15 protein-coding genes and 1 pseudogene are annotated in these 19,888 nt (G+C 34.8%); 5 read left to right on the top strand and 11 right to left on the bottom strand.

The genetic code is table 11. The features are described 5' to 3' along the window. Positions 1 to 143 precede the first annotated feature (143 nt). From ACQQ6V_RS14485 to ACQQ6V_RS14475, 3 genes are all read left to right on the top strand, one after another. Complete coding sequence (locus tag ACQQ6V_RS14485; RefSeq protein ID WP_068941765.1) at positions 144 to 737, top strand: hypothetical protein; 594 nt, start codon at positions 144 to 146, stop codon at positions 735 to 737. Between the two features lie 75 nt (positions 738 to 812). Then, complete coding sequence (locus tag ACQQ6V_RS14480; protein WP_068941763.1) at positions 813 to 1,409, top strand: hypothetical protein; 597 nt, start codon at positions 813 to 815, stop codon at positions 1,407 to 1,409. A 67-nt stretch (positions 1,410 to 1,476) separates the two neighbouring features. Further along, a complete protein-coding gene (locus tag ACQQ6V_RS14475) occupies positions 1,477 to 3,309 on the top strand; it encodes a hypothetical protein (RefSeq protein ID WP_068941761.1) in 1,833 nt (610 codons plus the stop codon). Positions 3,310 to 3,529: 220 nt separating this feature from the next. Here the strand turns inward: ACQQ6V_RS14475 and ACQQ6V_RS14470 are convergent. The 5 genes and pseudogenes from ACQQ6V_RS14470 to ACQQ6V_RS14450 form a co-directional block, all read right to left on the bottom strand. Continuing rightward, a pseudogene (locus tag ACQQ6V_RS14470) lies at positions 3,530 to 7,489 on the bottom strand (helicase-like domain-containing protein); the annotation flags it as partial. 68 nt (positions 7,490 to 7,557) lie between these two features. Further along, positions 7,558 to 8,316, bottom strand: a complete 759-nt coding sequence (locus tag ACQQ6V_RS14465; protein ID WP_448846153.1) for a Rossmann-fold NAD(P)-binding domain-containing protein — start codon at positions 8,314 to 8,316, stop codon at positions 7,558 to 7,560. Between the two features lie 104 nt (positions 8,317 to 8,420). After that, positions 8,421 to 9,764, bottom strand: a complete 1,344-nt coding sequence (locus ACQQ6V_RS14460; protein WP_448846152.1) for an alpha-amylase family glycosyl hydrolase — start codon at positions 9,762 to 9,764, stop codon at positions 8,421 to 8,423. A 414-nt stretch (positions 9,765 to 10,178) separates the two neighbouring features. Beyond that, positions 10,179 to 11,780 carry an ice-binding family protein gene (locus ACQQ6V_RS14455; protein WP_448846151.1) on the bottom strand — a complete coding sequence of 534 codons (1,602 nt, stop codon included), beginning with the start codon at positions 11,778 to 11,780 and terminating at the stop codon, positions 10,179 to 10,181. 190 nt (positions 11,781 to 11,970) lie between these two features. Continuing rightward, a protein-coding gene (locus ACQQ6V_RS14450) for an IS3 family transposase (RefSeq protein WP_394369357.1) occupies positions 11,971 to 13,331 on the bottom strand; the annotation gives its coding sequence in 2 pieces (ribosomal slippage) (positions 11,971 to 12,990 and positions 12,993 to 13,331; 1,359 coding nt in all). Between the two features lie 121 nt (positions 13,332 to 13,452). On the opposite strand from ACQQ6V_RS14450, the gene ACQQ6V_RS14445 reads away from it, so the two are divergent. Beyond that, positions 13,453 to 14,589, top strand: a complete 1,137-nt coding sequence (locus tag ACQQ6V_RS14445; protein ID WP_448846150.1) for a TonB-dependent siderophore receptor — start codon at positions 13,453 to 13,455, stop codon at positions 14,587 to 14,589. Positions 14,590 to 14,605: 16 nt separating this feature from the next. Continuing rightward, complete coding sequence (locus ACQQ6V_RS14440) at positions 14,606 to 15,319, top strand: DUF4198 domain-containing protein (protein ID WP_273139962.1); 714 nt, start codon at positions 14,606 to 14,608, stop codon at positions 15,317 to 15,319. 62 nt (positions 15,320 to 15,381) lie between these two features. Here ACQQ6V_RS14440 and ACQQ6V_RS14435 read toward each other — a convergent pair whose 3' ends face one another. Genes ACQQ6V_RS14435 through ACQQ6V_RS14410 form a run of 6 tightly spaced genes read right to left on the bottom strand, consistent with a single transcriptional unit; the run spans position 15,382 to position 19,837 of the window. Continuing rightward, positions 15,382 to 15,798, bottom strand: a complete 417-nt coding sequence (locus ACQQ6V_RS14435; RefSeq protein ID WP_448846149.1) for an EamA family transporter — start codon at positions 15,796 to 15,798, stop codon at positions 15,382 to 15,384. 10 nt (positions 15,799 to 15,808) lie between these two features. Next, positions 15,809 to 16,603, bottom strand: a complete 795-nt coding sequence (locus ACQQ6V_RS14430) for a phosphatase PAP2 family protein (protein WP_273139960.1) — start codon at positions 16,601 to 16,603, stop codon at positions 15,809 to 15,811. A 56-nt stretch (positions 16,604 to 16,659) separates the two neighbouring features. Continuing rightward, on the bottom strand, positions 16,660 to 17,775 hold the full coding sequence (gene traM, locus ACQQ6V_RS14425; RefSeq protein WP_448846148.1) for a conjugative transposon protein TraM: 1,116 nt from the start codon (positions 17,773 to 17,775) through the stop codon (positions 16,660 to 16,662). Further along, positions 17,765 to 18,118, bottom strand: coding sequence for a hypothetical protein (locus ACQQ6V_RS14420; RefSeq protein WP_068941747.1), 354 nt, complete (start codon positions 18,116 to 18,118; stop codon positions 17,765 to 17,767). Before ACQQ6V_RS14420 ends, traM begins: the two co-directional genes overlap by 11 nt. Position 18,119: 1 nt before the next feature. After that, positions 18,120 to 18,734, bottom strand: a complete 615-nt coding sequence (gene traK, locus ACQQ6V_RS14415; RefSeq protein ID WP_034676585.1) for a conjugative transposon protein TraK — start codon at positions 18,732 to 18,734, stop codon at positions 18,120 to 18,122. A 20-nt stretch (positions 18,735 to 18,754) separates the two neighbouring features. Continuing rightward, entirely contained in the window at positions 18,755 to 19,837 is a 1,083-nt protein-coding gene (locus ACQQ6V_RS14410) for a TraJ family protein (RefSeq protein WP_448846147.1), read from the bottom strand. Positions 19,838 to 19,888 lie beyond the last annotated feature (51 nt).

Genomic DNA, 19,888 nt, shown 5'->3' with positions numbered 1-19,888 from the left:
TAACATTAGAATTCAGAAATTTTTTTTTAGTAAAAGAGAAAATATTACTTTAAAGATTAGTTCAAGCCAAAGTTGAAAAATACTTGTGATTTTTTACTTATCTATCTAATTTTATCTACATAAATTTTAATAAAATATACAAAATGAATATTGAAAACATTGAAAGTGACATTAAAGCTACAAGTGAACACTTGGAATTAATGAGTAAAATTTTAACGACTTACGATTGTGTTCATGCAATGCTTACAGAGCTTGATGTTGAGCTGGCCGAAGATTTTAAAACTGAATTTGCAAATTTTCAATATATCCTTGTTTTAGCACAATTCGAGCTTTGTTTAGTTCTCAAAGCTATTCATTACTCTCAGAATGATCTTGAAAAAATTCATAGTATTAAAAGGGGGTTTCTAATTATTTATGAAACCAAAATAGCTCTAGACAAATTAAATCCTACTTTAAAAACTATAAAAAGTGATTTTCCTCAATTAGAGAATGAGTTTAAACAAGCGGTAAATTTGATAAAGGATATTAGAAGAATCGTTAATGATGATATTAGAATTGTAGAGGTACGAAATAATGTATCAGCTCATATCAATCCAAACTTTTTAGAATACTATAAGAATTTTGAAATGCTTGAACTGTCCAAGGATTTAAATCTAATAATGGATATGAAGAATAAATTATATTTAATAGAAAAATTTATAAGCACAGTTAGGGCTACAAGGAGCACAAAAAATTGATAAACTCATTTTTGAAAACGTATTAAAAAGATTTTATCAAATAAGTCTCGATTTCTAATTATGTATATTTGGTCAATGGATAAAGATCTTGAATATTTATATGATTTGTTCACTGCAATTAAAAGTATTGATAACGAATATTGCAACTGGCAACACAATGGCACCATTCAAAAAACCGAAAGAGTTTTTGCATACGAACTTTATTATAAACTAAGACTTATTTCAAATCTCAAATCGGAAAAATATAAAGGAATAAAGTTCAATGGAGAAATAGGAAAAAAAACTTATGAAACCATTAGCAATCTTGGAACGCAATACACTATTGAACAGAATGATTTTAATCCGGATTTAGTTTTACATAAAAGCCAAATTGACCGATTATCAGAAAACCAAAAACTTATAGTCGAAATTAAAACTAAGAGCCAGCCAGATGAAATGGTTGCTAAGGATATTATCAAACTCAACCACGGTATTAAATTTCTTAATTTTCAGTTTGCCATTTTTATATCTGTAAATACGAACGTCAACCGGACTTTTACAAAAATTAAAAATATTTTTAACATACAAACATTCTCAGATGATGAAGTTACTAATTCCAAATCTATTATTATTGTAAACTATAATAACTGCGAGCTTATTACCGCTACTTTATATAAAATATTAACAACTTAAAACATTAATAAAATATATTTTTCTGAAGAGTGTTCAATTATGTATATTAGTATCATAAACTAAAATCATGAACAAGGAAGAGGAAAAAAAATGCTCTATTAAGGATCTTTTTATTCAGTACAAGAACCACTTATTTTATAAAATATATCAAATCATACATTTTGACTTTAAAAGTGTGATTTATATTGATTTGAAAACACTTTGCATATTTTTATTGGTGATTGCGATAAATATGCTCTGTAATCTTACAAATATTGGATTTCCAAAAGAATTCCCCCCGATTTCTATATGCATAGAAATTTTAGAAACATTAGTTCGTTCAATAGTAGTATTACTAAGTATTATATTTTCATTTACATTGCTTTCCTTTCAGATCTTCAACAAATATTTTGGAAGATTTGCTTTTACAGATTTTTTCAGAAGAAAGCATCTTAAGGTAATGTTTACACTTTTCATTCTTAATGTTTCATTTTTAATATACACAATCTCTTACCTAAAATCTTGTGTTGAACCAAATATTTTTCCTGTATACGGAAAAGTTCTATTTATTGAGGGTATTCTATTTTCAATAATACTTATCTTAAGCATTTTTCCGGTAATGATTAATTTGCTGTCTTCATCTCAAAGCAGACATAATATTAAAGCTATATTTGACTCAGTTGACAAAACCAGCTTTGCTTCTTATCGATTTTTTGATGATAATATTGACGATGATGAGTATGAAAACAATGCATTCAAAGTTATTACTGAAATTGGACTAACAGCAATTAAAGAATTTGATCATACAACATTTGAGATTGTACTTAGAAGCATTAATAAGAAAGCCATATCTGTTTTTAAAAGTAATGAAGACGCAAGTGATAAACTCCAATTGTATGCAAATTTCACCGATAATTTGAAAGATTTTTTCTCTTTTGCTGTAAAAGAAAAAAATAATTCTGCACAACAAAGGATTATACAGACACGTTGGGTTTTAGAAGATGAAGGTATGAAGCATGATTTTCTGAAGTATAATAGTCCGCATTATAAAGGAATTGACTTTATTACTGATATAGAAATTTACTTTAATAGAGCTGTGCAAAATAATGAAGATTTTATAGCGGCAGAAATCGTAGATACTTTCATCGATTATTTCGCTACTGTCATTAGAAAAATTTTACCCGCTACTTTTAGATATAATTATGACCATCCATATAGTAACAGCGAGGATGTAAATACCATTTTTAGTTATTATCGACTGATTGATTCACTAACAACACAAGCTGTGGCAACTAAAAAAATGCCTGTATTAAAAAATCTTTCAAATCTATTTATGACATTAGATACAGTAATTGTTGAAAGTACAAACTCCACCGATACCAAGCGATACTTACTCCAGATAAATAATCTTCAAAAAGAAAAGTTGCTTAAAAACATTGTTGAGAATGCGCAAATAAAAAACATTGAATCACCTTATTTTCCATTTGGTATAGGAAATACACAAGAACTGCATAAGCTCAAGTCTTCCGTGATATTGAGAGCGGAATTGAAGATGATTGATTATCTTTTCAGCAAGAGGCTGCTAAATAACTATATTTTGAATGATTTAAAAACTGCAGCTTTTATAATAATCGAAAATTTTTCTGAAGACACAGCTACAGGAAAAGTTTTCTTAAATTTAATTGTGGATAAGTTTGATCATATTAGAGGACTAATCACTACAACCTCAAGCAATGAAGATAAAGACCTTTATATCAATCTTCATATTTTTCTTGGCTATATCATTAGCAAATATACTTTAACAGGTATAAATTATGAGATGGATGAAAAAATCAGGGATATTATGAATAGATTTCCATATTTGGATGACTTTAAAGAAGAACTTAAAGCAAATGGCTTTATACAAAACACGGGTTTGTAGTTTCTATTTCTAAGAAAAAATGAATAGTTGAGTAGTTGAAAGTCTACCTTTAAACTATTTTTACTTGAACAAGAGCGGGAAAAATCCCGCTCATAAAAAAATATGTTCATAATAAAATAATTGTCATTACTGATTTTTACCGCATAAACTATTCTTTATTAACAACTTCTGGAATCTAGTTTTTTAACGTTATTTTACTTCACTTCAACAAATTTTTAAACTATCTTCTCCTAAATATAGTATTACTTTGTAACTTCAAATTATTTTTATTTTTGAGTTGTTGGTCATTCATAATATTTGTAACGTCATTTTTTTTAACACTCTTTAAAAATAAACTCGAATTTTCCCCTGACCTTTCTTTTACATTATCTACACTTTGATTCAGCCTCAATTTTTCTTCTTTTTCTCTCTTATACTGAACAATTAAATTTTCTTGAATACTAGGAAGTTCTTCTATTTTTTTATCTAATTCAGCAATTTTTTCTTCGGTGGTTAAGGATTGAACTTCTATTTCTGCAACATTGATTCCTTTTTCAGCTAATAATTCTACTGTTTTTTGAACCTCACCTTTAGCCAAGTCTATCGTTTTTTGATAAGATGGAAGTTGATTTTTCCAGTAATCAGTATTTCCATCAACATTTTTAGAATAGCCAAGGATTCTGTTATATGAATCTTCGGCTTTAGTCACCATCTCCTTGACTTTTAGAAAGTCATTGTGTTTTCTGAGTACAAATGCAATATCTGCAAGATGCTTGTTCTTTTCAATTTCAATTCTTTTCTTTAAAAGTTCAATTTCAATATTTGCTCTGGTTTCAGGGTCAGTAATAATAGAGGTCTTTAGTTCCTGCGTACTTATATCAGAAACGTCTAATACATTTGCCCCTTTCTTCATCGCTTCTAAATATCGTGCCTGCTTAGATTGTAACTTTTGAAGCATAAACACATCGATACTGTCATTAGTAAGCATAAAATTGATTCTCACATTCTCAAACTTATTTCCCTGTCTCCAGGCACGACCTTCAATTTGTCTCAAAGTTGTAAAGTTGTATGGGAGAGAAAGCATGTATAAATCAGTGGTGTTTTCCTGAAGGTTCATTCCTTCTTGAATAGCTTCACTACCAATAATAATTTTAATTTTTCCCGAATTAAAATCATCCTGAATTTTCAATCTGTTGGGCTTCCTTGTTGATCCCATAATGATACCCACCTCCTCAGGCTTATAGCCTACTTCAGTTACAAGGTACTCCTTCATTTTAGGAAACTCTGAGACTGCTAATTCAGAATAAATGATCTGACCTGATTCAGGAATATCAATTTTATTCTGTCGTATCAGATTCATTGTATCAATCAATTTTGGAGAATTCTCAATAAATTCGTTTAGTGAAGGTAATTCTCCATCATAGTATGGTGACAGGTACGGCGAGATTGCAATAAGCCTAGCATTAAGAATATGAGTTAAAATTGCTCCTTTTTGAGTTTCTTCGAAATTTTCTTTCAGTAAATCGTATTGTTCTTGAGTTAAATCATTCTGCTCAATCTTGTACTCTTTATTGATTTTGTTAGGACGGATCAATTCAGGATTATCCTCTTCTCCCTTAATATCAATAAACTCAGATAAAAGCTGCTGAAACAAAGAATTATTTTTAAACCTCCGAACGTTCGCTTTGAACTTCACATCTCCCCTTGCATCAATCTCCATATCAGTATCCGCCTCCATAAAGGTTTCAAAGAAGGTATTGACATTAAAGTAGCCTGATTCTTCCAAGCGCTTATTAGCAATCAATGAGAGTATTGAATAATACTCCAAAGGTTTATTGGTAAAAGGCGTAGCAGAAAGCAAAGTAACATTTCTGCCATTGTACTTATTCTGTATATATTGCGAAGCCATCCATGCATTGATACCGAGTTTGGAAGTCTGTTGATTTTGGCTTCTAAAATCTGAAGCAAATCTTCGGTCCTCAATTCTCACCTTTCCTACAATATGATTGGCGTTGTGTACTTCGTCAAAAGTCATATGATCAAAATCAAAATCTTCCCAATCGTAGATTTTCCCACGTTTCATTTTACCCTCCAGCTCCCTTTCTTTTTCTAATTCTATCTGAAAATCTCTCTCGCTGATAGAGTTCACACTTCTTAATTCGCTTTCGGATATGTAAGAGAATTTTGAAGCTAAATCTTGAGTAATGTTTTCTGAAAAGCCGATATTGTTGAATCCTTCATAGGTAACAATGGTTATTTCTCCGTCTTTGTTATCAAATCTGGATAGATCATAATCCTTTCCAAGATTGCCCAACACATTTACTTTTGCATTTGGAATGGTTTCAAAAATGGTTTCCACCCATTGTTTTAAAATGCTATCATTAGGAACAACAATCAATGGTCTTTTTGCATTCCCGCGCTCCATTGCTTCGTGCATTGACAATATTCCGGAAAGTGTTTTTCCAAAACCAACTTCGTGCGCCAATAAGCCAACTCCTTTTGTCGTCAATCTTCCGATTCCGGCTTTTTGAACTTCTGTCAATCTAAGTTCTTTTCCCTTAAAATTTTGATAGATTTTAGAAAACAATGGAAATCTGGAATAATCCGGAACGTAAATACTATTGAAATTTCTATTAAAATCTTTTACAAAACGTTCCCTCAATTCATCCGACAATTCTTCACGAATGAATTTTTGAAAAAGATCATTAGCTGCAGCTTTACGTCTTTCACGAACTAAAGCATTTCGTTCTTTATCACTTCCTGTTACAGTTTCATTATCTACAAAACTTTTAACCTCCCAAGCTGAAGAGCCTGCAAAAGCATCATTTGATAAACTCCCAACAAAATCTTTAAATTTTTCAGCAAGATTGTAATCAACAAAGACAGTTTCCACAAGTCTAGTTGCACTATTATATTGTTCTTTTTCTACCTGACCTAGGGTAAATTGACGTACAAATTCATGATTGGGACTGACTGATATTTCATCCAAAGATTTTGGAATAGGTACAACTTTCAGGAGTATATTCATTTGCTTATGATACTGCTCCTCAGTTCCATCAACGGCGTACTTATCAACAAAGTCTTTTTCCAACTGCTCCAGTTTAGCATAAATATTTCCTTCTGCATAATAAAAATCGTGTACCCACTTTCCATTAATAAAATTGGCAAATTGATAGTGTTTATCATAATTATTCAAAGTCCCATCATAATCGGTGTCACGAAAAGCTTCAATTTGCTCTTTGGAAATCGATGAACTGTTTTGAAGAGAAGTATTTACTACTTCATCAGATTTGGAAAACAGATATTTTAAAATCCCTTTTTTGATTTCCGGCTTTGTCTGAGTTCTATATTCTGAGTCTTTTCTTTTTTGTGTTTGAATTATTTTTTCGGATTTATCATAAACCTCCTTTAACATTTTGGAATTAAATGATTGAGCAGCTATTTCTATCTGTTCTTTGACCTTAGAATATTTTTCAATTTCTTTGACAACAGCCGGAGATTTAAATTTGATTTCCTGTAAGGTTGAAAGAACTTCAATAATTTTGTCTGTAACATCATTCAATGCTACTTTGCTTTCGGTTTCATTATCTATTTCCGTTTTATTATTGACTATACTTTTGTTTTCCGCAATAGTACTCTCAGGAAAAAAATCTTCAAACAGATTTCCAATTCTTTCTGTCTCATTTTTATTTTGGAGTCTGTTCAGAATATGTAAAGCATTATCCAAATTGCCGTGGACATATTGCTCCATCCTCCCGAAACGATTGCTTTTTTCTCGAATTTCTCCTAAGATATTTTCAGGATTTTTTTCAAAATAATCAGAAATATCCTTAGTGATTTTTAGCGATGATTTTTTAAGGATAAGAATATCAGTTCCGATCTGAGTTCCGGCAAAAGCTCCAGATGGTAATCTGTAGGCGTTGATAATATCTGCATTTTCTAACTTCTTCTGCCTATTAAGCCAACCTGAAGGAAGTACCATTGCCAAAACACCATTTGTTTTCAAAGAATCTAAAGAACGTTTGACAAAATAATCTTCGTACTTATTAATTTTAGGTTCTTCACCCAATCCTTTGTATAGACCACGATGTTCTCCATAAGGTGGATTACCAATGACTAGATCATACTTCTCAGCAAATTCCTTAGTGTCTGTCTTGTAACCTTTTTCGTTTATAAATTCAGTTTCAAAATGATGACGATTTCATAATAATGTCTTTTTATGGTAAGATGCATTTTCCACTCCAAAGGTTGGAAAGTACCTGAAAATATTTACAAATGAAAATACCGCGGATCCGGATATTGGAACTCAAAGTCCAATTCTGCAATCATCTTCTCGGGAGAAATGGTTCTGCCTACAGTGGTTCGTTCGCCGGCGTAGGGTAGGTCTTTCTGCGCATTGATGACTTCCTCTTTATTAGGATGAATGGGCACCACGATGTTGTAGACTTTGGATCGTGATTGGTTATCCAACATTTTTTCTACGACGGAACAGATGTCGGCGTAATGGATGTGGTTGACCAAAAGATGAAGGTCAGATATATTGTAATTCTTCAAAAGCCTTTCACCACCCATCAGTCCGGCCAATCTCAGGATGTTGGTCTGGGGGAATTTTTCCAAAATAAAATTTTCGCTTTCTACATTTTCGGCAGGTTGATCGTCCTCAGCAAATTCTTTTTCGGTTTGAGGATAGACGCCCGTGGAGCTCATCAAAAATAATTGACCTTTGTAATCACCGAGGAAGTTGAGGAGATTTTGCCTTTTGTCATCCATAGGAATTTGAGCACCTCTGATTCCCGAAAATGGGACGCTGATAATGATGGCGTCTAGGTCTGACGCAAATTCCCATTCCTTCATTGCTGTATCCAACTCGTTAGGGAAACTGACCAAAGTGACGTGATAACCTTTAGCGTTGAGGTCTTCTGCTTTGGATGGTGTGGTGGTAGTCGAAAAGATCTCATATCGATTTGATAATCTTTCTGCAATATGGTTTCCTAACCAGCCGTAACCAATGATTGCTAGTTTTTTCATATGTTTTGATTTTAAAAAAACCTTCCAATTTGAGCTGAAAGGTTTTTATGGATTAGATGAATGAAGTTAAAAAAAAACTCTATTATCTTAAAGTCTAATTAAGACTATTTCTCGTAAACCAAGTATCCAAAGGCTTCAAGGCTTACATCAGAACCTTTAATGAGTTCGGTTTTAGATTTTGAAAACACATTTTTGAAGCTTCCAACCGAGTTGTCATCTTCCAATTTGAAATTGACAGGATCTTTGGTGGTATTAATTAAAACCAAAACTTCACGTTCTCCATTTTTTCTAAGGTAAGCCAGGATCTTGTCATTGGAAGTGGTGTTCACCCAGAAAGTCGTTACCGCTGGGTCGCCGCCTCTCAATGCTGGATTTTCGGACTTCAAAGCGAAAAGTGTTTTGTAGAAATCTTCCAATTCATATTTGCCTGTCCAAGGGATCGGGTCTTTTTCAAAGAACTCCAGACGTTTGGATTTCATGGGTAATTCCTGACCGTTGTACAACAATGGGACACCATTCCAAGTGGCAGAGAAAACGGCCAATGCTGGAGCGAAGTCGCCATACTTTTCATATTCTGTTCCGTTCCATGAGTTCTCGTCATGGTTACTTGTGAACCAGGCTCTCATAGAGTTGTCTCCGATCTTTGAATATTGTTCCAAAAGATTTTTCAGGTCAGAAAGTGGCAAATGTTTTTGGTAGAAATCTTGAGAAAGGTGCATCCATTTCCAGCTGTAACTGGCATCGAAAACTTTCCCGTATTCTGGCGCTTCCAATTCGTCAAATTCGCCTAGGAAGAAGAGTGGTTTCAGTTTTTCCACTTCTGGTCTTGCCTGCTGCCAGAAGTCAACTTCTACCCAGCTTGCAAGATCGCAACGGAATCCATCGATGTTGGTCTCTTTGACCCAATATTTCATCGCGTCGATCATTGCCAGACGCATTTCTTTATTAGAGTAATCAAGTTCGATGATATCATCCATTCCGCTGGCTTTGTGGAAGCTTCCGTCCGCATCTTTCAGGTAATATTCAGGATGGGATTTTGTCCAAACGTGGTCCCAGCCAGTGTGGTTTGCTACCCAATCGATGATCACTTTGAAGCCCATTTTGTGAGCCTCGTCCACCAGATGTTTGAAGTTTTCCAAGGTTCCGAACTCAGGATTGATGGTCGTATAATCGTAAGCCGCATATTGGCTACCCAAAGTTCCCTTCTTGTTGAGCTGTGCAATTGGGGTGATCGGCATGAACCAAAGGGTCTCTACACCCATCTTCTTCAATCTTGGAAGTTCTTTTTCGAAAGCGGCAAAAGTGCCTTCCGGCGTGTATTGTCTTACATTGACTTCATATATATTCGTGGTTCGTTTCCAATCTTGCGGGTTTTCCATAGTTTGAGTCTGGGTTTTACAGGATAATAATAAAGCGGCGATTGCCGGAATAAGAATCAGCTTTTTCATCTGTTAATTTAATTTTTGGTCAGATGGAACACTTTCTTACGAGCATTTCATTCTAACAATAATTTCTGTTGAGCTTGCGAATTTTTTGTCTATTCTGTAAATGTAATAAAAATAAGAAAGCCCGAAAAATGTGTACTTGTTAATGTTTTTATAAAAATGGTTTGGTGAGATTGATAATCATATAATATTGTGGATGTAACAGATTCATTTCTGTAAGTGATTATTAGAAATTATAAAAATAAAAAGGCCACAGATAAAAATCTGTGACCTATTAATAGTTTTTAGAAGCCGTTCAATTATTTGGTTTTATTTATTTTGTACCCATAATAAAATATAAAAATTATTGCAGTGATAAATAATATGAAATCTACAGCTAATATTTGAACTATCATGATTTATTATCTATATAGTTTCCTATGGTTTCGAGATAAGTTTACCACTTTGTTGCTTACCATCTTTGTTTTTCAACTGATAGAAATAAGTTCCTATCGGAAGTTTCATCTGCAATTTGGTATTTTTATCAGACAAATTTTTGTCAAGAACTTTAGATCCAGCTGCGGTGAAAATCGTAAGATTAGATCCTTTATCGGAGTCATCCAGAGTTATATTAAGAACAGAAGAGAACGGATTTGGATAGAAGCTTGCTGGCTTAGTCTTAGTAGCACCAGTTGCTAAGGTTGCCGGATCGCAACCTCCAGTGGATGTAACATTGACACTTGCAGTAGCAACAGCGCCAGTCGTACTAAGAACACGTCCTTCTATTACAACACCTGTATTCAAATTAATTGCACCGTTATTGCCAATTACAGTTCCTTTGAAGTTTGCATAATCATTAAGACTTACTGCACCGTCAACTTTCCAGAAAACATTCTTAGCTTGTGCTTGATTTACCAATACAACATTAGCATAAGTGCTTGTAGACAATGCACCAACGATTTTGATTACGAATACGGCGTCAGGATTTCCTTGTGCATTTAGAGTTACGGTTCCGTTCAAAACTGTAGCTGCATTCAAGAGGTAAGTGTGCGGCGTAAGTACCAAGTTTTGACCAAAAGCTGCTGGATAAAGCAATTCGATATCTACTGGTAAAGTGTTTAGGTAAGTGTAAACGTTTCCAAGATCTAATGCGCAAATAGCGGTTGCATTGTCCGGATTAGTATGGATGGTTCCAGTTACGTCAAGAGCATTATAGCCAGTAGTAAGTCCTACATTAGAACCAATATCACCCACAACCTTAGAAATGCCTGTGTTGGTAACTGTTCCACTACCTGTGAAAATCGCAAAACAAGCGACAGATCTTAGAACTGGTGCTGCTGGACCAGTTAAAATTGGAGATCCACAACCTACTGGTTTTCTTACTGTAACGCCTGATACTGTAATGGCGCCAGTTGTAGAAAGTGCACGTCCTTCAATAGAAGCACCACTGTTTAAAACGATAGCTGCGTTGTTGGCAACCACGGTTCCTTTCATTTCTGTGTTTGTTGCAAGATCTACAAGACCTTCAATTTTCCAGAAAACATTACAAGCTACAGCACCATTTGTAAGTACTACTTTTGATCCGGAAGTAGAAGAGAAAGCGCCCTGTATTTTAAAAATAAAGACTGCATTCGGGTTTCCGCCGCCATCAAGTGTCAAAGTGTTGTCTAGCGTTGCACTTTGTCCGATAGAATAAGTTCCTGCGGTAAGTGTTTGACCATTACCCAAAAGTGGTGCCGGGAAAAAATTAGGAGTTGCAGCGTTTAGCTGATTGTAGGCAATAATCAAATCGGCTGCAGCAGTTGCGCTAGAGGCATTTGAGTCAGTCATCACGCCGTCTACGTTTCCGAAGTTTGTACTTGCGCCAACATTTGTACCTACATTACCTGTAATCTGCGACAATCCTGTGTTACTGACTGCTCCATTGGAGGAGAATAGCGCAAAATTCGCAGTGGTTCCCAAAACCGGAGCTTGGGCTAATGCGTGGGATGAAAATAAAATCGAGGTAGACATAACTACCATGTGTAAAAGTTTTTTCATAAAAACAAATTTAAATAATGAATTTTAATAATTTTATATTAATACATTCTTACTAAAACCATACCATAAATTAATTATCATTATTTTATCTGTATGTCTTCAAAAGAAAGTGTACTTTTTCTTAGAGAGTGTTTTCTGTTTCAAATATAGAATTTAAAGTTTAGTTTTTTGCTTTTAAAAAGAAAAAAAATTAGGTTTCGATTAATTTTCTTTTGTAATATTCCTTTTTTCTTCTTTTTAGAGTTTCAGATTTTATCTGCTGTCTTATCTTCAAGACTTCGTTGGCTCTTCCAAAATACACATCCGCTGGAGTGAGATTCTTCAAAGATTCGTGATAACGCTCATTGTTGTAGCGGTTTACAAACACTTCCAAAGCGGCTTGCAATTCATCCGGACTGTAATAATGATGCAGTTTCACCACATTTTTCATCGTCCTGTGGTAGCGTTCAATCTTGCCTTGTGTCTGTGGATGAGCGGGTTTTCCGTGGATTTGCTTCATGCCGTGATTATCGTGTAAATAATCCTTTAATTCCTCGGTAATATAGCAAGAACCGTTGTCCGATAGAAGTTTCGGAACTTGTCCTTTTCTTAAACCTGCTTTCTTCACAGCTCGGTCAATCGTTCTTTGAACATCATTCACCTTCATATTTCGGCACAATTCCCAATGAACGATATAGCGGCTAAAATCGTCAATCACCGTGCTTAGATAGTACCAGCCCCAACCCAGAATTTTAAAGTAAGTAAAATCCGTCTGCCACATTTCGTGAACAAAATTGGTTTTATCCTTAAATTCATTCGAGGCAGAAATCAGGATATGCGATGGCGCGGTTATCAGCCCTCTTTTCTTTAAAATCCGATAAACACTGGATTCTGAGATGAAGACGCCCTTCTCATCGGTGATTTTATGAGCCAGTTCTCTGCTGGAGAGTTCAGGATAATTCAAAGCGATTTCTACCACCAGATTTTTCTCTTCTTCAGGAATGCTGTTCCACTGCCTTCTGCCAGAAGAAGGGGAAGAATGAAATCCCGCTTCACCTTTCTCAAGGTACAGATTATACCACTTGTAGAAGGTGCTTTTGTGAATGCCAAGTTCCCTGAGCGTCCTGTTGACGCCGATTTCACTACGGGTAACCATTTGGATGATTTCCAGTTTTTCTTCAGGTAACAACCTCATATACTTTCTGTATTTTTCGGTTATTCCAGAATTTCCAAACTTTTTTTTATAATGTCGTAGCGGATAACGAGGTCGGCGACCGTCTCCTTGAGTTTTCGGTTCTCTTCCCGAAGGGCTGAAACTTCTTCGGAGGTTGCCTGGCGGAGCGTATCTCCGGAGAGCTGCTTTTTACCGGCTTCAATGAACTCCTTATTCCATTTGTAGAAGGTAGATTCCTGAATAGCGTGCTTGCGACAGAGTTCGGCTATGGAGGTTTCAGCCCGAAGGGCTTCCATCACAATGAGGATCTTTTGTTCCGCCGTGAAAATCCTTCTGGTTTTTCTGCGGATGTCTTTTAAATAATTTTCAGGATTACTGATTGGTTTTTTGGCTGTCATAATAAATCAAATTTAATTATTTTTTTGTTCTGTTTATTATGAAAACACTATCTTAGTTCTGAACTAAATCAGTACACTTTTTGCTGACGATTTACAATCTGACACTACATTACAGGCCAGTGTGATAGTAGGAAATACAAATTTTATTGCAACTAATTTGCAACAAAACTTTATAGGAGATTTCTACATAGGGAAATTTCGTAATAGAATGGTTGTTGGTTTAGATTACTACAACAATTTCAATAGCTTTGACAGAACTAATGTGAATGCACCGGTTGTTGATTTCATCAATACACCGACCACATATAGAGTGACGCGAGATATGCTGGATACTCTTACCAATACAGGAACACCCAGAAAAGAAAAAAGCAGTGATGATACCTATGCTGCCTATATTTCTGATGTATTTGATATTACAGATCGATTGAAAATAATGGGAAGCCTTAGAGTAGATAACTTCCACTATAATGGCGTTTATAACATCTTAACAGGCGAAACATCAGGAGGGCTAAGTGTAAGCGGATTACAGGCAGGACCTTACACGCAGACAGCTCTATCTCACAAATCAGGATTAATTTATGAAATTGTAAAGGATAAAGTTTCTCTTTTCGGAAATTATTTAAATGGATTTTTCAACATCAGCGGAGTCGATAAAAACGGAAATAATTTTGTTCCTCAAAAAGGAGATCAATTAGAATTCGGAGCAAAAGCAGATTTGTTCAATCACAAACTTGTCGGAACTATTAGTTACTATGACATCAAGGTTGACAATGTTTTACGAACAGATCCTGATGATGCGAATTTTTCAATACAGGATGGTTCGCAATACAGCAAAGGGGTTGAAATAGACATTACAGCAAATCCGGTTGCAGGACTAAATATTATTGTTGGATATGCTTACAACGACAGCAAATTTACAAAATCAGATGCTTCAGTTTTGAAATTACGTCCTGCTGCTTCAGGGCCTCAGAATATGTATAATTTTTGGGTAAGTTATGCCTTTACAAAAGGAAAATTAAGTGGTTTGGGAGCAGGTTTCGGTGGAAATATTGGAAGCATGTCTTATCAAACGAATACGCAAACCGCAAAGGTGATTATTCCTTCTTACAAAATGTTTGATGCAAGTATTTTCTACGACAGACCGAAATACAGATTAGGTTTGAAAATCGACAACATTACAAGTGAAAAAGCATGGTCAGTGAGATTAACACCACAAGCTCCGATCAGATATTTAGCGTGTATTGCTTTAAAGTTTTAAATAAAATTTAATAATAGTGATTAAAGTTTTTTATTTCATATTCTTCCTTCTCATCAGCAATTTGGCTTATGCAGACGGATATTGGCTGGAATTGCAGGGCTGCGGGAAAAAGAACGATACACTTTCTATAAAAATCCGCTATGGCGGTGTTAATGATAATAAAGAAAGATATATCAAACGTGGTCACGATCTTGATAAGATGAAGGATTTTCAATTGACAATCATCGATCCAAATGGTAAAAAAACTGATATTCTTATTCAACAGAAAAGCGATTTCTGGGTTGGTCATTTTGTTCCAAAAACAGACGGAACGTATCAGATTTACGCTATCAACAATGAACTTCCCGTTGTGGAAAGAGAGAATCAAAAGCAGAATATCAAACCGACTCAATATTTACATACAAGTTACGTTGTCAACAAAAATACAGCGCAGAAAATTGAAATGCCTTATTTAAATTTAGATATTAAAGTTAAAAATAAACAGGCAACGGTTTTTGCTTATATTAATGGAAAACCTGTGAAAAAAGATACTCAGCTACGGGTTTTTCTACCGAATAATCAGGATATTAAAATAGATACTGACGAAAATGGAAAAGCATTAATTCCTATCCTTACAGAAGGTCAATATCTTATAAGATTAGATAAAAATATTCAGCACGAAGGTCTGTTTGAAGGTAAAAATTACTTTGCAGAACGACATCGATGTGATTACAGTCTTATTGTAAATTAAAATCAAAAAAAGATACGAATGTTGAGGTTCGTATCTTTTTTGTTATTTAAAATCGTTGTCAATTATTTTAAAGCAAATAATATTGTTCCGCTAATAATTAATAAAGCTCCGATTGCGGTTTTCAAAGTCAGCGTTTCTTTAAAAAATAACACTGCAAAAATAATGGCTATTGCCACACTTAGTTTATCAACAGCTGCAACTTGTGAAACTTTTCCGATCTGAAGCGCTTTGAAATAAAATAACCACGACAATCCTGTTGCAACGCCTGATAATACAAGGAAAATAATATTAAATTTTGATAATGAGCCAATATCTTTCGCTTCTCCCTTGATGAAAACAACACTCCAAACTAATATCAGGATAATAATAGTTCGGATGCCTGTCGCAAGATTAGTATTGATATTCGAAACTCCTATTTTAGCAAAAATAGCCGTGAATGCAGCAAAAAGTGCTGACAGTAATGCATAATAAAACCACATTATTCAAGTTTTAAAAATTCTTAACCAATCCTATCCCAACTGATTTATTCTGATAAAAAGGCATTACCATAGCAGAAGAGTTTTTATTTTTTCCGCCCAAAAGATTATTGATTTTCGGATAAAGCCAATATGCCAATTCGGTAGAAAGTATACCAAATCCCGCTCCTCCAACCACATCTCCGAACCAATGCTTATCATTCAGCATTCTATAAACTCCAGTAAAAACAGCGAATGAATAACCTGAAATTCCCAACAGAAAATTCGTGTCTTTATATTCTCTGAACATAAATTGTGCAGATGCAAATGCAATCGCAGTATGTCCTGAAGGAAAGGAAAGATTATTAGTTTGGTCGGGTCTCTCTTCCTTTGTTATATGTTTTAAAGGAAGTACAAATGCAGATGTAATGAGCATTGATGTCCCGTAAATAATACTTCTGTCTCTGAAATTATGTTTTCCTTCAACTCCGAATGCATTGAGTCCATAAACCAAAGCTGCAGGAGCAAATTGCGTGTAGTTGTCTAATCTGATATGGTCAGGTTTATGTTCATTGATTTCGTCTCTGGTAGAGAAATTCAATTGTTTTAATCCATTAACGCTTAAACTTGCCACTCCATATCCGATAAGCGCAGTCGGAATGATTAATTTTTTATAGCTCAAGGTATTTTTTTCTGTATTTAAGACAACGGTGCTATCTCTTTTGATTTCCTGAGTTTGGATTGAATCATTATTCTGAGCGGAAAATTTTCCGCAAACTGATATTAAAATAAAAAAGCCGATTTTTATTTTATGACTATAATTTGACATTTCTTTTTGGGTATTAAAATTTGTTAGAAGAATTCATCAACTGAATATTTACATCTTTAAATTTTTCCAGAACGTCTTGTCCGTATGATGTAAAATAATGCTGATGTTGTAAAAAAGTATGGTTCTCCCATATCCATCTGAGTTCCCTGAACCGAATTGCTTCCCATTTCACGAATCATATCTCTGAATATACTTTGGGGAACATACAAGCCTTTCATCCCATCAACATCATAAATTGAAAGGTTGATTGGAAAAATCTCTCCTTTCGCAAATACTGAGATGATTTTCAAATCAACTCTCTGCATTGTAAATCCTGAAATCTGACCATACAAAATGGAACCTTTACTGATTTTCCTATTTCCAACAAAAATGTCTTCCAACAATCGAAATCTGATTCTGCTCCCTAAAAATCCTTTGTTGTTTTCATCGATGACGGCTTTGATAAAACTGTTTTCCTTGTCTTTATAAATTGCATTGAAGTCATTATTGATACCTGACTTGCTGACATTGAAAGTAGAATTAAGGAACTCGTCCATCTTTTCTTTATTGGCTTTTAGCTTTTGTTCAGCCGCCAGCTTGGTTTGATATTCTGGATCTCTAGCTTTCTCTAAAGAATCCATCACCAGCATTTGCTGCTTCAGATATTTTACAGGATCCTGCTGTGCATTTTGTTCCTTTGTTTTAGGCTTTTCAGTCTGAATATTATCTTCTGCTTTTCCGTAGGAATTGTCATTTAGCATTTTAATAATCTCAGTCGATCTTTTATAGTCCTGATCTTCTTTACCTTGTTTAGCGTTATAATAGGATGATGGATTTCCATTTGCCTGATATTGATTCTGCCTTGAATTGACAGCTTTTAAAGAATCAATTCTTCTTTTTTGAGCTAATGACAATTGGTCGTCATAGCTTTGCAGACTATCTTGTTCCTTGTCCAATCCACCAAGCATTGTTCTGTTATCATCCTTTTTAAAGAATGCATCATAAGCATCATTCTTGGTCATAATGGAATCCTGCGATTCACCAAGTGACAGAGAAAGCTCTTTCGGTTTATCTGCAGGTTTATCTTCTTTCATAAACTGAACCCCAACATATGCAAACAACAAAACGAAAGGCAGAGCAAGGAGAGGCAGAACATATTTCTTTTCTTTAAAGTTAATTTTCTTAATGTCCATTTTTTAAGTGTTGGTATTGGTTAAACAGATATTCTATTCTCAGGCTGTCCTCTTTCCGTAATTTTTGCTGATCTCTTTTATCTTTAAGTGATTGTAGTTCATCCACTATTTTTTTCATCTCCTTATCATTATTTTTCAAAATATTTTGAGCCACCGAACTTTTGGAATAAAGCACAGGGGGCTTGATTTTAAATGTCATATCAGAAGGAAATAAGATTCCTTGCATAATAGAAATGATGAAGGAAACTGATAGGAAAGCCATCGAATACATAAAAAATCTCTTCGGATTTTTGACTGCCCAGACTAACCATTTCTGTCCGTTTTTTTTAACAAAAGCATTCATTTTAGTAAGAGTTTTTATTTTGATTAGACAGTTCTTCGTTATTGATGATTCGCCAGTTTTTGAGAAGAACACCGTGCGGATTGTTTGGGCTTCTTATGATGTCATCAAAGAAACCTTCAGTAAATAATTTACGCGTAATGACAGAAGATTTTCTTGTAATCATCTGCTTTCCGAAATACTGGAATTTCTTGTTTTCCATATTCAGAGAAATGGAATCGGTGTGAATACTGACCATAGAACTTGAAGCAACGATCTGATTGTAAAATCCCTTTTCTCTTAGGTTGGTGTACTCCTTTTTTCCACTATCATCAATGAGGTATAATGATTTTTGAATGTTTTCTTTGATGTAGGAATCATCAGGAGCCAAAGTGAAAAATAGTCGGTGGAATAATTCGATCTGTGCTTTATATTCCACAGGTCGATTCAAAAGCACATCGGTCTGTTTGGCAAGAATCGGAACACCGTTATCCAAAATGTAGATTGACTTTCTGGAATCCTGAATCATTCTGTAAGCAAAGAAGAAACCTGCAATGATGATGAAGACAGCAAATGCAATAGCTCCCAATGAGACCACTTTGTTGATCTTAATTCTCTGTTCTATGTTTTTAATAAGCATTTTCAATTATTTTTTTCAGATTACTTTCCATTTTTCATAGCATCATTAACTCTTCCAGATGCAGAACCTGCAGCAGCGGCCTTTGTTGTCGCAGCAACTGCTGAAGCACCTCCCGTTTTCGCAGCCAAAACCGCTGTTTTTGCACTACTCGCCATTTTACCTGCTGCACTTTTCATTTTGGTCATCGCTCCTGCTCCGCCCGCAGTTACAATCGTATCAGCAATGGTTGGCGTCATCAGAACTCCAACGCCTGTGACGATATAAGCTACACAGGTAAAGAGTTGGTTGTAGATCATTCCGGAATTTGAAACATAGACCATCAAAGCATCCAAATTGGTAATGGTTCCGTTGGTTAAAAGAGTATCATATCGTTCAATTTCCATTGTATAGCCTGATGCAATCAGCTGTTGTCCAATATTGATAATGGTATATGCAACAAAAGTGTACAGATTGATGTTAATGAACTTGGAAACCCAACTGTATAAAGAATTTTCAAATCCAGGTATTAGTGCCATTCCGACTGCAATGGGACCAAGAATAATTAATATATATGCCCAGATCTTTTGGATAAAGAAGATGAGATAAACACAAATTCTGAGAATGGATAAACATACAAACTCAATGATTTCTGCAACTAATTTCTGTAGCTGGAATTCCATCCTGATCTGCCATTCTTTGATAGGCTGTAATAATTTGTCAATCCCATCACTGATATCAAACCAAGAATCGTCTGCATCTTTACTTGTATTATTGATAACTTCCTGCTTGGCATCTTCTTCAGCATTGAGCTTGATGACTGCATCCAGTAATTGCTGCTGTTTCTTGAACCTTTCAATTCTGAGGTCATTTACCTCAGATTCAATATCACTAAAGATGGCTATTCCCGGTTCCGCAATGGCCTCAAAAGGAGCTTGCAGCATATTGACAAATCCCATCCAATAAATGAGTGTAAACCCGATCAGAATAGGTTTGAGCATCGGGATAATTTCCCATTCACGATCTCCGGCTGCCATTTGCCATCCCATATATCCGAGATACATTAATGCTCCCAATCCGCCTATGGCTCTTCCAACCAATGCTGAACCTTCCGCACTGTCCTGCACACTATTATCAAGTTTAGTAAAGACTTCCATAAACCATTTTTCAAAAGCGCC

This window comes from Chryseobacterium electrogenes (genome assembly GCF_053553015.1).
Note: the sequence above shows the minus strand (reverse complement) of the source record. Positions and strands in the feature narration are given on the sequence as shown.

Coding starts and splice junctions, on each gene's coding strand:
- ACQQ6V_RS14485 (WP_068941765.1), top strand. CDS start 144: ATGAATATTGAAAACATTGAAAGTGACATTAAAGCTACAAGTGAACAC.
- ACQQ6V_RS14480 (WP_068941763.1), top strand. CDS start 813: ATGGATAAAGATCTTGAATATTTATATGATTTGTTCACTGCAATTAAA.
- ACQQ6V_RS14475 (WP_068941761.1), top strand. CDS start 1,477: ATGAACAAGGAAGAGGAAAAAAAATGCTCTATTAAGGATCTTTTTATT.
- ACQQ6V_RS14465 (WP_448846153.1), bottom strand. CDS start 8,316: ATGAAAAAACTAGCAATCATTGGTTACGGCTGGTTAGGAAACCATATT.
- ACQQ6V_RS14460 (WP_448846152.1), bottom strand. CDS start 9,764: ATGAAAAAGCTGATTCTTATTCCGGCAATCGCCGCTTTATTATTATCC.
- ACQQ6V_RS14455 (WP_448846151.1), bottom strand. CDS start 11,780: ATGAAAAAACTTTTACACATGGTAGTTATGTCTACCTCGATTTTATTT.
- ACQQ6V_RS14435 (WP_448846149.1), bottom strand. CDS start 15,798: ATGTGGTTTTATTATGCATTACTGTCAGCACTTTTTGCTGCATTCACG.
- ACQQ6V_RS14430 (WP_273139960.1), bottom strand. CDS start 16,603: ATGTCAAATTATAGTCATAAAATAAAAATCGGCTTTTTTATTTTAATA.
- traM (WP_448846148.1), bottom strand. CDS start 17,775: ATGGACATTAAGAAAATTAACTTTAAAGAAAAGAAATATGTTCTGCCT.
- ACQQ6V_RS14420 (WP_068941747.1), bottom strand. CDS start 18,118: ATGAATGCTTTTGTTAAAAAAAACGGACAGAAATGGTTAGTCTGGGCA.
- traK (WP_034676585.1), bottom strand. CDS start 18,734: ATGCTTATTAAAAACATAGAACAGAGAATTAAGATCAACAAAGTGGTC.